The sequence below is a fragment of the Neorhizobium sp. 05N33 genome, from assembly GCF_056397445.1.
On record NZ_JBFTNK010000002.1, the window covers coordinates 561,822 to 573,385 of the forward strand.

Annotated in this window: 10 protein-coding genes and 2 pseudogenes; 6 read left to right on the forward strand and 6 right to left on the reverse strand. The window is 60.3% G+C overall.

The genetic code is table 11. The features are described 5' to 3' along the window. Positions 1–16: 16 nt before the first annotated feature. From AC1DLT_RS07090 to AC1DLT_RS07105, 4 genes and pseudogenes are all read right to left on the reverse strand, one after another. Positions 17–1,028: pseudogene (locus tag AC1DLT_RS07090) on the reverse strand (zinc-dependent alcohol dehydrogenase family protein). Then, on the reverse strand, positions 1,025–2,227 hold the full coding sequence (locus AC1DLT_RS07095) for an MFS transporter (protein ID WP_127856755.1): 1,203 nt from the start codon (positions 2,225–2,227) through the stop codon (positions 1,025–1,027). Before AC1DLT_RS07095 ends, AC1DLT_RS07090 begins: the two are co-directional and overlap by 4 nt. A gap of 12 nt (positions 2,228–2,239) precedes the next feature. After that, positions 2,240–3,043 carry an NAD(P)H-dependent oxidoreductase gene (locus AC1DLT_RS07100; protein WP_244447461.1) on the reverse strand — a complete coding sequence of 268 codons (804 nt, stop codon included), beginning with the start codon at positions 3,041–3,043 and terminating at the stop codon, positions 2,240–2,242. A 38-nt stretch (positions 3,044–3,081) separates the two neighbouring features. Beyond that, positions 3,082–3,429 carry an EthD family reductase gene (locus AC1DLT_RS07105; protein ID WP_477486290.1) on the reverse strand — a complete coding sequence of 116 codons (348 nt, stop codon included), beginning with the start codon at positions 3,427–3,429 and terminating at the stop codon, positions 3,082–3,084. A gap of 176 nt (positions 3,430–3,605) precedes the next feature. Here AC1DLT_RS07105 and AC1DLT_RS07110 point away from each other — a divergent pair, with 176 nt between their 5' ends. The 6 genes and pseudogenes from AC1DLT_RS07110 to AC1DLT_RS07135 all read left to right on the forward strand — a co-directional run bounded on the left by AC1DLT_RS07110 (position 3,606) and on the right by AC1DLT_RS07135 (position 9,161). Continuing rightward, the gene (locus AC1DLT_RS07110; protein WP_038548460.1) at positions 3,606–4,529 is read left to right on the forward strand and encodes a LysR family transcriptional regulator; all 924 of its coding nucleotides are present in this window, start codon (positions 3,606–3,608) and stop codon (positions 4,527–4,529) included. 475 nt (positions 4,530–5,004) lie between these two features. Continuing rightward, positions 5,005–5,262 (forward strand): annotated as a pseudogene (locus AC1DLT_RS07115) (hypothetical protein); the annotation flags it as partial. A 253-nt stretch (positions 5,263–5,515) separates the two neighbouring features. Next, a complete protein-coding gene (locus tag AC1DLT_RS07120) occupies positions 5,516–6,325 on the forward strand; it encodes a CE1 family esterase (protein WP_477486291.1) in 810 nt (269 codons plus the stop codon). A 134-nt stretch (positions 6,326–6,459) separates the two neighbouring features. After that, positions 6,460–7,014, forward strand: a complete 555-nt coding sequence (locus tag AC1DLT_RS07125) for a hypothetical protein (protein ID WP_247136486.1) — start codon at positions 6,460–6,462, stop codon at positions 7,012–7,014. Between the two features lie 62 nt (positions 7,015–7,076). Next, positions 7,077–7,499 (forward strand): DoxX family protein, encoded by a 423-nt coding sequence (locus AC1DLT_RS07130; protein ID WP_477486292.1) that lies wholly within the window; start codon positions 7,077–7,079, stop codon positions 7,497–7,499. Between the two features lie 231 nt (positions 7,500–7,730). Then, a complete protein-coding gene (locus AC1DLT_RS07135; protein WP_247136488.1) occupies positions 7,731–9,161 on the forward strand; it encodes a pyridoxal phosphate-dependent decarboxylase family protein in 1,431 nt (476 codons plus the stop codon). A 270-nt stretch (positions 9,162–9,431) separates the two neighbouring features. Here AC1DLT_RS07135 and AC1DLT_RS07140 read toward each other — a convergent pair whose 3' ends face one another. Together AC1DLT_RS07140 and AC1DLT_RS07145 are read right to left on the reverse strand one after the other, a co-directional pair. Further along, positions 9,432–10,073 carry a LysE family translocator gene (locus AC1DLT_RS07140; protein WP_020052535.1) on the reverse strand — a complete coding sequence of 214 codons (642 nt, stop codon included), beginning with the start codon at positions 10,071–10,073 and terminating at the stop codon, positions 9,432–9,434. Between the two features lie 279 nt (positions 10,074–10,352). Continuing rightward, positions 10,353–11,564 carry a CaiB/BaiF CoA transferase family protein gene (locus AC1DLT_RS07145; protein ID WP_477486293.1) on the reverse strand — a complete coding sequence of 404 codons (1,212 nt, stop codon included), beginning with the start codon at positions 11,562–11,564 and terminating at the stop codon, positions 10,353–10,355.

The following is an 11,564-nucleotide window of genomic DNA, read 5'->3' on the forward strand; positions in this document are numbered from 1 at the left end:
GATCAGTCTCCGCCTATCATTCGGCGCATATCTTGCCGAAATGCGCGCCGCTTAGTTGGTAGCGAAAGGCGTCGGCCAGCTCTTCGAAGGCAAAGCTCCTGTCGATGACCGGGCGGATGCCGGTCACCTCCAGCGCCGTCACAATAATCCTGCTGATCGCGCCGGCTGCCGACGATCAGCCCCTGGAGCCGCGCCTGCTTGCGCATCAGCTCCATTGTCGGCACCTGCCCCTCGCGCCCGGTGAGGACACCGATGAGCGCGATATGCCCGCCGACGCGCACCGCCGCGATCGATTGCGGCAGCGTGCCCGGCCCGCCGATCTCGACGACATGATCGACGCCGAGACCGCCGGTCAGATCACGCACCGCGGGGCCCCATTCGGGCATCTCGCGGTAGTCGAGGGTATGATCGGCACCGAGCGCTGTGAGGCGTTCGCGCTTCGCGCCCGAGGACGAGGTAGCGATCACCGTCGCGCCCATCGCTTTGGCGATCTGAAGCGCGGCGATCGAGACGCCACCGGTGCCCATGATCAGCACTGCCGCGCCCGCGCGCAGCCCGCCGTCGACGACGAGCGCGCGCCACGCGGTGAGACCTGCCGTAGTGATCGTCGCCGCCTCGGCATGGCTCCACCCGGCTGGCGCACGGGTGAAGGCGGTGGCGGCGCGCACGACATGGGTTGTTGCCATACCGTCGATGCCGTCACCCGGTGTGCCCGCGAAATTCCCGACCGCATCGAACGGCGCGCCTGCCGGCCAGTGCGGGAAGAAGGTCGACACAGCGTGATCGCCGGGCGCGAATTCGGTGACACCCAAGCCGACCGCCTCGACGACACCCGCACCGTCAGCCATCAGCACGCGGCCGTCGGCGGCCGGAATGCCGCCATTGGCAACGAGCAGATCGTGGAAATTGAGCGAGGTGGCGTGGATCGCGACACGGATCTCACCCGGGGCAGGGACGCCGGGATCATCGCGCTCGACGATTTCCAGGCGGTCGAACCCACCGGGCGCGCGGACTACCCAAGCTTTCATACGATTTCCTTTCCCTTGATCGGCAGAAGAGCAGGCGCGCTTTCAGCCATGCCGACAGCACCAACGAATGGGGTGATGGCGAGAGCGGTTGCGGCGGCGGCGATAGCTGCAAACGGCGTCACCATCACGCCCGGCCCGGCGAGGATCACTCCGCCCAAAGCCGAAGCGCCAGCAATGCCTAGATTGAAGGCGGCGATGTTAAACCCTGAAGCGGTGGCGACCGCATCGGGTGCCTCTTTCTCCGCCACAGCAATCACGCCTGCCTGTACGATCGGTCCGGTGCAGAAGCAGAAGACCGACCAGAAGAAGATATTGACGAACATCACGCCGGCGTGCGGCGCAGTATAAGGCAGCGCCGCAAGCGCCAATAGAAGGCCGATGAGCGCAAAGGCGAGGCCACGCCGCGTCCCGAGCGCGTCCCCCAATTGTCCGCCGACCAGATTGCCCACCACCGCGGCGGCGCCGAATACCATCAGCGCCAGGCTCACGCTCGTCTCGGACACATGCGTGACTGTGGTCATGAGCGGCGACAGAAAGGTGAAGACCGCGAACGATCCGCCGTATCCTAGCGCCGCGATGGCATAGAGCGTGAGCAACTTGGGTTGTTGCAACAGCCTGAACTGAGAGAGCAAGCCCGCCGACGGCTCAAAGGAAATCTGGCGCGGCAGCAAAATGTGCAGAAACGTCGCCGCCAGCGCGCCCAGCCCGGCGATGACAAAGAAGGGCGCGCGCCAATCAAGTCGCTGGCCGATGAATGTTCCTGACGGAACGCCAACCACCATGGCGACGGTGAGGCCGGCGAACATCAGTGCGACGGCACGGGCCCCGCGTGACCGTTCCACCAACGACATCGCGATTGTGGCGCCGATGGAGAAAAAGACGCCGTGCGCCACGCCAGTGATGATGCGTCCCGCCAGCATCGCGCCATAGCCGGACGCGAAGCCGCTCAAGAGATTGCCGAGCGCGAACAGCAGCATCAATCCAACCGCTAGCGGCCGGCGCGGCAGATGCCCGACTAACGCCGTGACCGTGGGGGCACCGATGGTCACGGCGAGGGCGTAGCCGGAAACGAGCAGACCAGCCGCCGGGAGCGTTGTCCCGAGATCGCGCGCGATCCCGGGAACCAGGCCAATGATCACGAACTCAGTCGTGCCAATGGCAAATGCTCCGGCGGCCAGCGCGATCAGCGCAGGCTTCATGATCGTCGTGCCTCACGCGTCAACCGTCTCGACCACCCTTTCGGCGACATGCGCGACGATGCCGGTCTGGCCCGGCGCGACGTCATCCGCCATGGTGTGGCGATCGGGGAAATCGCCTCCGTTCTGCGCACGGAACGGGATTGGCGCGTCGGTGAACAGCCCGGCGAGTCGCGCGCGCCAGCCCGCCTTGATCGCCTCGACCTCTTCGGCGGTGGAGACATGGCCGACGCTGTAGACAGCGTGCGTGGGCAGCACATCCATGCCCGGATAGAAGAGCGCGCCGTGGGTCAGCGGAAAGAGCAGCTGCTCAATCGGCGCGTTGATCCCGCGCGGGCCATAGTCCGCCACAGGTCCACCGGCCTGAACATTTACCAGCGCGCGCTTGCCCTTCAGGATGCCGTCCCCGAAGCGAAACTCGTTGGTGCCGTTCTGGTAGCCATAAGCGAAACCAAAGGCATAGACGCGTTCGATCCAGCCCTTCAGGATCGCGGGCACGCCATACCACCACAGCGGGAACTGCAGGATGACCGCGTCCGCGGCAAGGAGTTTGGCCTGTTCGGCGACAACATCCGGCGTCTGGTTGCCGGTCGCATAGGCATGGCCCGATTCCATGATGAACGACAGCCGGTCGGGATTGGTGCGGACGGGAAAGTCGTCGGCGTCGAACACTGCTTTCCACTTCATACCGTAAAGTTCGGATTGCACGATCTCGTGTCCGGCGGCGCCAAGCGTCTCGACAGTAACATCGACCAACTGCCGGGTGAGCGAGGTTGCTTCGGGGTGCGCAGATACAATAAGGATATTCTTCTTCATCATGCTTCTCTGGTCTCTATCGTGGAGTGTGGGGGGGCGCTTCAGCGCTCGCTGGGATGTACCCAAGCCAGCGGCTTCACCGGATCATCAAGCTCGGTATGGGCCAGCGCGTTGGTGAAGTTGGAGATGATCTTTGCGTCGGCCATCAACGTCGCGACGCTCACATTCCCGAGCTGAACGACCGGCGCGATGTCGGTGTAGTTCGATACGTCGCCGTGAATTTCGGCCGCGTGCGCGTGGAATGCTTTTTGGAAGCTGTCCGGCGACTCGAACAGCGCGTGAGACGCGGCGATGTAGGGCGCGGGGGCACCCGGCTGTGCGCCGCCAAGGCCGGTTTCGACGATCACCCCTCTGACGGCGTCGCCAAGCAGGCCCAGGGCCAAGGGCACATGTTTCTCGAGGCGGCATCGAAGCGTGCCTGCTCAGTATTGGGATAAAGAAAACTGACGATGACATCCTTGCCTCCCGCGGGAGGGATTGGTGAAGCTCCCGCGTCGAGGCTTGCAGGATGAAGGCTTTTCAGCGATATTTGAAATCGATTATATTTTATTCGGAAATAAATGTGGTGGATACCAGCCGCATCGACCTCAACCTTCTGGCAACGCTCGAAGTGCTGCTCGCCGAACGGAACGTCACCAAGGCGGCGGCGAAGCTGCATCTCAGCCAGCCGGCAGTCAGTGCGCAACTCGCGCGGCTGCGGGATTTGTTCGACGATCCGTTGCTTCTTCCTGCCCAGCGCGGAATGACCCCGACCGCCAAGGCAACAGAACTTGCCCCACAATTGCGCGAGGCGTTGGATCGGGTGCGCTCGACACTGCAGTCCCACAGGGACTTCGATCCCGAAACGGCGCAACTCGCTGTGTCGATCGCTTGCTCGGATTATGTCCAGGCAGCCGTTGTGATGCCGCTCGTCTTGGCGCTCCGGCGGATAGCACCAGGCGTGCGCGTGGCGGTTTGGCACCTGTCCCCCGCCCTCATGGAACAGCAGTTGGCGAACGGCGATATCGATTTGGTGATCGCCACACCCGATCCCTCGATGCCGCATCTACGTGCATGTGATCTTTACGAGGAAACATATGTCCTCATCGGCAGGCAAGGCCACCCGGATCTGAAGCCTGGTCTGACGATCGAGAACTATGTCAGGCTGGAACATATCGTCGTCTCACGGCGAGGCGGCAACTTCGAGACACCAGTTGACGACGCCTTGGGAGTTCTCGGTTATCGGCGCAATGTCGTCATGTCAGCGGGCTCGTTCTTGTTCATTCCCGAAATTGTTTCCAGCAGCGATCTTGTCGCTCTCGTACCCAGGCGGCTGTTTCGCGCCCAATCGGAAAGGCTGATGATCATCGATCTGCCCTGGCTGAGCGAACGGTTCGATATCGGCTTGATCTGGCACGAGCGTTGTCACGGCCATGCCGGGCAGCGCTGGGTTCGCGAATTGATCCGAAAGCTGATGGTCGAGGGCGAAGACGACGCGCCGCGCGCCTAGACTAATCGGGCGGCGACAGGTTTCCGCAATCGCCGAGGGCTATCGAGTTCGCCGCTGCTTCACAACCTGGGCCGGTCCGAAGAACGCCCGCACTAGCTCGGCTCCTCGGAAAATCGGGTTGTTGAGCTGAGCCAACGAACCCGGTCCTCAGTTTCCTCAGCGCGGCCCTAGACCGCGAGAAGGGGCCAGAGCGCGTCGACCTAATGGTCCAGGTGAGGCTGCCCGGTGGCTGGATCGCCTCCGCTCGCCGCGAGCGCAAGCCCCCGCCGCAGGATGTGTCTGGCGGCGTTGCCGCTGCCGTCGAGGAGGGGGTTGAGGTAGGAAAGGGCCTACGAGACTTCTTCCAACGGTCGGACGGGTAGTAAGTTCTAGACTAAATGTTCGCCTGCGGCTGGGTGACCCGTCTCACAATATGCAGGTATCGAGGGTTGCGTAAGGTGACCCCGCACAGAGCCTCATGCATAGGAGACGGGCCATGGAAGAGACTATCACATATATCGGATTGGATGTTCACAAAGAGACGATTTCGGTGGCACTTGCCGATGGCGGTAAGCGCGGTGACGTGCGCGCGTTTGGCCAGATCGTAAACACACCAACGGCCTTGAGCCGCATGCTAGCCAAGCTTTCGCAGTCGGGCCGGACCCTCAAGTTTTGCTACGAAGCAGGACCTTGTGGCTACGGCATTCAGCGGCAACTCTCTGCCGCTGGCCATGATTGCGTGGTCGTGGCCCCGCGCAAAGTCCTCATTATTTTTCGCCGTCGAATGTAACGCTCAGCGACCCATGCGCGAATATCTGCTGTGACCGGACTTTCTACCTCCTTCCCGATCACCGCCCGGCCCGGAGCCGACTTTCCCTCCAGCGCCGGCACGCCACACCAGAATTGAAGACGCGGCCCCGCACGCTATTACAACATGCCTCGCGCAAACTGCTCGCCACGCGCCAGGACTCTGGCAGACTTCTCATTATAAGATCGGTGATATCTTCATGCGCACATGCCTGCTCGCTGCTCTCCTCCTCATCGCCGTCATGCCTCTTACTGTTTCTTCCGCAATGCTTTGCGGAGCGCAGACTGCTTGTCCCGTCAAGGACGGAAACTATCGGATCGAGTTGCCGCACGACGGCGATATTCGCGGCGTCTTTGTCTATTTCCATGGTTTCAAAAGCGCCGCCAGATTGCAGATGCAGCAGCGCCCTCTGGTCGAGATGACGCTCGCGCATCATCTCGCCTATGTAGCCGTCGATGGCATCGACGGGAGTTGGTCTTTTCCTCACGGTCCCCGCCAGGATCGCGATGAAAAAGCGTTCATCACGAATGTCTTTGATGACCTGCGGCAACGCTACGGTTTTACCCCGGACCGGACGGTAATCGGGGGTTTTTCCATCGGCGCATCGATGGCTTGGTACACCGCCTGCCAGCAAGGGGAGAAAACCGCGGCGATGGTTACTTTCTCCGGCGTGTTCTGGAACCCTCTTCCAGAACCGGATGATTGCGTTGCCGATCTTCCTCCAATGATCCATTTTCATGGGACCGCGGATGAGACGTTTCCGCTCACCGGTCGGGCGATTGGCACAAAATTCCATCAGGGCGATGCGTTCAAAAGCTTGGCCATTCTGCGTGAGCGTGGCAAATGCGACATGAAGGCTGCGAAAAAAGTCATGCTGGATAGCATCGAGTGCGACGATGTCCCCGACTGCATTCGGGGCGACAGTGTCATGTGCATCCACAACGGTGGCCACGAGGCCCGGTCCGATATGCTTGACGCTGGCCTGACGGCGGTGGGCTTTCCCAAATGAACACTGGGTTGCAAAAAAACGAAGATCCTTTGTAACAACTGCCTGCATTCCCGCGAATTAGCAGGCAGCAAGGTCGCAAACCTGATCCGACGCGATGCTGACGGATCGTTCGAGGATTACAAGGGAACCCCCTCATGCTGCAGTCAATTACATGTCCAAATATCGGCCATGCCATCGTTCATCATTTCGGAGAAGGTGCGGCTATCTGGGGGCAGGTGATCACTCCGAGCATTGCTCATCTGGTTCAGGCGCAGCGGGAGTTGGCGATCAATTATTCCCGGATACGCCCCGGGATTGTGTTCGAGACCGTCTCGAGCGTTGCGATGCTTCCCCATGTCATCGATGGATCCACGTTTCGCATACACGTCGAAAGCACGGCGTTTCGCCGCACCGTTGTCCGACGCGAAGCGGCGCTGGAAGCCTTCATCCGCTGCGATGCAGGCGCCGATTGCACTCTCAATATTTGGGGCCGTGTCGCGACGGAAAGTCCATCGCAGCAGTCAGATCAACTGGCAGCTATCGACGACAAAACTGCCGCCACCATGCCTGTGATTTTCACCGTGACATTCTGGGAGATATCGCGCGCGCCGGACGCCCGCATGGAGCAGATGATCAGGCAAGTGTCCGAGAAGGACCGCAAAATCCGGGAGCTGGAATTGAAGGTGGCGCTCTCGATGTGTTCGCAATGAACTCATGTTCAGACAGACGCATGCGCAGCCGTAGAATTGATTGTTCCATACCAGGAGTTACCATGCAGAATTCAGACAGCCCGGCGATAAAGAATGAAGCGGCGCCGCGCTGGCGTCAAATTGGACTGTGGAGCGTCAAGCTTCTCCTTGCTGCGGCCTTCATTGCCGCCGGCAGCGCCAACCTCTACGGCCTGCCGATGTTGGTTCAGAACTTCGAGCAGATCGGGCTCGGACAGTGGTTTCGGTATTTGACCGGAACACTCGAGCTGATTGGCGCGGCCGCGCTACTCGTCCCGGCTGTGGCCTCGCTCGGTGCGCTTCTGCTCGCCGCGATCATGGTCGGCGCCACCTTGACCCATCTCTTCGTGCTGCCGGGTTCGCCCGTCCCCGCAATCGTGCTCTTCGCGCTGAGCGTGATGGTAGCCTGGGCGCATCGCGACCAGATCGCCGTGCTGGCCAGCAAGATCCTCGTCGACCGCGACTGAGGACACGAAAGTCGTCAACGCTCTCCCCCTTCCCACTCCGAGGCTCATGTCATGTCACGGCTGATCATCGCCGCTAGGCTCACTGGGAGATATCGCGCACGGCCGACACCCGCATGGAGCAGATGATCAGGAAAGTGTGTCCGAGAAGGAGAACATACGGAGTCGCGTGAGATACCTTTTCGAAAGCTCGCAATTACATCACGAATTTTTAAGCACAAGCAGGAGATCTACATGACACCCGAAGAATTCCGGCAGAGAGGTCATGAAATCATTGACTGGCTCGCGGACTATCATGCGAAGATATCTAACTATCCGGTCCAACCTGGGACACGGCCGGGTGATGTCAAAGCGATGCTTCCTGCCGTACCGCCGGCAGAAGCTGAGGGTTTTGACCAGATAATCGCTGATCTCGACAAGGTCGTTCTTCCGAATATTTCGCATTGGCAACACCCACGGTTCTTTGGCTACTTCCCCTCTAACTCGCTTGGCTCGGGTATTCTGGGCGATCTGGTGAGCAGTGGCCTCGGGGTGCTAGGTTTATCCTGGCAGTCATCGCCCGCGGTGACTGAGATCGAGGAGGTTACGGTCGACTGGTTCAGGCAAATGGTTGGTCTATCGTCGGCGTGGTTTGGCGTTATCAACGACACGGCATCAACGAGCACTTTGGTCGCTTTGCTTTGTGCTCGGGAGAGGACGACAAGATTTTCTCTTGCGCGGCGCGGCCTGCAAGCTGAACACCGGCCACTCACAATCTACACGTCGGCGAGCGCCCATTCGTCGGTGGAAAAAGCGGCACTGCTGGCGGGATTCGGTCGTGAGAATGTCCGCATGGTTGATACCGACCCCAATTTCGCGATGCATCCTTCGGCGCTCGAGCATGCCATCGCCGCGGATATCCACTCCGGATCCACTCCCTGTGCGATCGTCGCGGCCGTCGGTGGGACCGCCACCGTGTCCATCGATCCGTTATCCAGCGTCGCTGACATCGCACGCAGACACGGCTTGTGGCTCCACGTTGATGCAGCCATGGCCGGAAACGCGATGATCCTGCCGGAGTTGCGTTGGATGTGGGACGGTATCGAGGACGCAGACAGCGTGGTTATAAACGCGCACAAGTGGCTGGGAGTCCCTTTTGATTGCTCGCTCTATTTCGTCCGAGACGAGCCTCATCTGCTTCGGGTGATGTCTGCCGATCCGAGCTTCCTTCAATCGAGTGCCGACGAAAAAGTGCGTAACCTACGCAATACCGGTATTCCCTTGGGACGAAGGTTCAGGGCTTTGAAACTGTGGTTCGCCATACGCGAACAGGGCGTATCAGGGTTGCAAGCCAGGTTGCGGCGAGACATCAGCCTGGCTCAGGATCTTCGGTCGAAGGTGGAAGCCACCCCTGATTGGGAGATTATCGCGCCCGTCGTTCTGCAGACCGTCTGTATTGTTTATCGGCCGAAGTCTGTGGCGTCCGACCGTCTCGATGATTTCACTCGCGCCTGGGCGCACGCGGTCAATACCTCGGGCCAGGCCTATATCACGCCGGCAACGGCGGCCGGGCATTGGATGGTCCGCGTCTCGATCGGCACAATAACGACGGCTGCGAGCGATATAGAAATGGTCTGGCAGGCGATACAGGAAGCGGCTGCCGCACTCGTCCCGGAATTTTCGTGAACGGCCGGAGAGGTGGTGGCATTGGCGGAACCCTCGGGACGAATGAGCTTTTGACGGATGATAACTTCGACGGGGTTAGCCAACCTCCTGCCGTTTGTAGCCACACCGCCCGCATCAGGCGATTCCGAGCAGCAGCAATTCGCCATCACGGGGAGCTCCTCTGGATTTGGCACGCATGTATTCGGCTTGGTTGTCTCGACTTTCGGCCCGGTCTTGCGGATATCTTGCGCTGCTCCGTCCCGCCGTGACGGACTCCGATGACTTGTCTCATTATCGGGTGCCGCCCGAGACGCCTTCCCAAAGAGTTACAAGCGAAACGAGGATCAGAAGCAGGCCTGCGGCCCGCCCGACCCAGATCGTTGCAGTACCGTTGCCAACGAGAACTTCTCGCGCCCGACCCGCAGCCACAGACAGTCCGCCATAGACGAATAAGAGAGTTGCGGCTGTCATCGCAGCCATGACCGCAGCCTGTGGCGCAAGCGGGCCGAAATCAGGACGCAGAAACTGCGGGTAGACTGCCAGCATGAACAGATACGCCTTCGGATTCATCAGGCAGGATACGATGCCGCGGCGAAACGCCTCCCCATTCGAGCGGGCATCTGTCGCGCGGACTTGGTCGACGGTGATCGAACTCCGCATCAGAGTGAACCCTATCCAGGCCATATAAAGCGCACCGACGATCAGAAGCGGCCGAAACAGCACAGGCATGAGGCTGGCAAAGAGGCCGACGCCCAGAGCCGCAAATAGGGAATGCACGAGGCTGCCAACGATGATACCGGCCGTGGCGAAAAGACCCGCGGATCGACCATGTGTCAGCGCGTTTGCCAGTACGAAAATCATATCCACGCCCGGAACGATGACGATGCCGAATAAAAGTGAAAAGAAAAGCCAAAGATTTTCAGTATATGTCATATCTATTCTCTGATAAACTTGCCGTTTTAGAAATACATTCGTCGGAAAAACGACGATAGGCCATGGGGCTGGCACAAAACTATCACTGCGTATTCTTAAAGCGATCATCGATCGTTGCGGCGTGCCCGCTGTTTGCGCTTCTTGACGCGATGATGGCTGATAGGCGTCGATTTGGCTGAACAGCGGTACTCGTCGTTCGAAGAGCAGGTGGGTGATAGAGACCAGGTGCAGCGTTTTGGTATCGGGACCGCATACCCTGACGGGCGAGCCCACGACGATTTAAGTTCCGCGCGTGGCTTCGAGCCTCGTGAGCTCCCGGAGGATATCGTCCTTGTCCTGATCGACATGCGGCGGCGCCCGATCAAAGCGAACCGGAGTTGCAGACATCTTCAGCGGATTGCCGAGGAGGCGGACGGTTTGTCCGTCTACGGTTTCCATGGTCATCACCATTTCGCGCGCCAAGGTATGCGGATTGGCCACGACCTGATCGATCGTGGCGACCCGGCCTGCGGGGATTTCGGCAGCGACAAGCCGCTGCTCCCAGCGTTCGGCGGTATCGGCTTTTAGGGCCTCGGTCACAAGCGGGTCCAGTGCATCGATATTTACAACGCGATCACGGTTATGGCGAAACCGCTCGTCGCCCGCCAGATCAGGACGGCCGATCGCCGTACAGAAGCGGGCGAACTGCCGATCGTTTCCGACTGCGATGGCGATGTCTCCAGCAGCCGTTGCGAAGGTCTGGTAGGGAGCGATGTTGGGATGCCGGTTGCCGATCCGCCCTGGCACCTTTCCCGAAACCAGATGGTTCGTCGCGGCATTGATAAGCCAGGCAACTTGCGTGTCATAAAGCGCCAGATCGATATACTGGCCTTCGCCCGTGCGGTCGCGATGGCGCAAAGCGGCGAGGATGCCGACGGTCGCATACATGCCGCACATGACATCGGCAATGCCGAGGCCGACCTTGAGGGGCCGGCCACCGGCCGTATCGCTTTCGCCGGTGATGCTCATGATGCCGCCCATCGCCTGGACGAGAAAATCATAGCCGGTTCTCTCGGCATAGGGTCCGGTTTGACCAAAACCGGAAATCGCACACCAGACGATATCCGGTTTGATCTTGCGAATATCCTCATAGCCCAGTCCGCGCCGGTCGAGAACGCCCGGCTTGTAGTTTTCGATCACCACGTCCGAGACAGCCGCCAGCCGCTTGACAAGCGTAACGCCTTCATCGCTGCCGAGATCGATGGCTATCGATCGCTTGTTGCGGTTAGCGGACAGGAAATAGGCGCTGAGATCACTGTCGCTGCCATCGGCATCCGGCACGAAGGGCGGTCCCCAGCTGCGCGTGTCGTCGCCAGTATCAGGGCGCTCGACCTTGATGACATCGGCCCCGAGATCGGCGAGCAACTGCGTGCAGGTCGGTCCGGCGAGAATCCGCGACAGGTCGAGGATGCGCAGACCTTCGAGGCTGGCGGGTTTTTGATGGTCAGACAT

Bases quoted from the DNA above. Each gene is read 5' to 3' on its own strand.
- AC1DLT_RS07145 (WP_477486293.1), bottom strand. From the start codon at position 11,564: ATGTCTGACCATCAAAAACCCGCCAGCCTCGAAGGTCTGCGCATCCTC.
- AC1DLT_RS07140 (WP_020052535.1), bottom strand. From the start codon at position 10,073: ATGACATATACTGAAAATCTTTGGCTTTTCTTTTCACTTTTATTCGGC.
- AC1DLT_RS07125 (WP_247136486.1), top strand. From the start codon at position 6,460: ATGCTGCAGTCAATTACATGTCCAAATATCGGCCATGCCATCGTTCAT.
- AC1DLT_RS07130 (WP_477486292.1), top strand. From the start codon at position 7,077: ATGCAGAATTCAGACAGCCCGGCGATAAAGAATGAAGCGGCGCCGCGC.
- AC1DLT_RS07100 (WP_244447461.1), bottom strand. From the start codon at position 3,043: ATGATGAAGAAGAATATCCTTATTGTATCTGCGCACCCCGAAGCAACC.
- AC1DLT_RS07120 (WP_477486291.1), top strand. From the start codon at position 5,516: ATGCGCACATGCCTGCTCGCTGCTCTCCTCCTCATCGCCGTCATGCCT.
- AC1DLT_RS07135 (WP_247136488.1), top strand. From the start codon at position 7,731: ATGACACCCGAAGAATTCCGGCAGAGAGGTCATGAAATCATTGACTGG.
- AC1DLT_RS07095 (WP_127856755.1), bottom strand. From the start codon at position 2,227: ATGAAGCCTGCGCTGATCGCGCTGGCCGCCGGAGCATTTGCCATTGGC.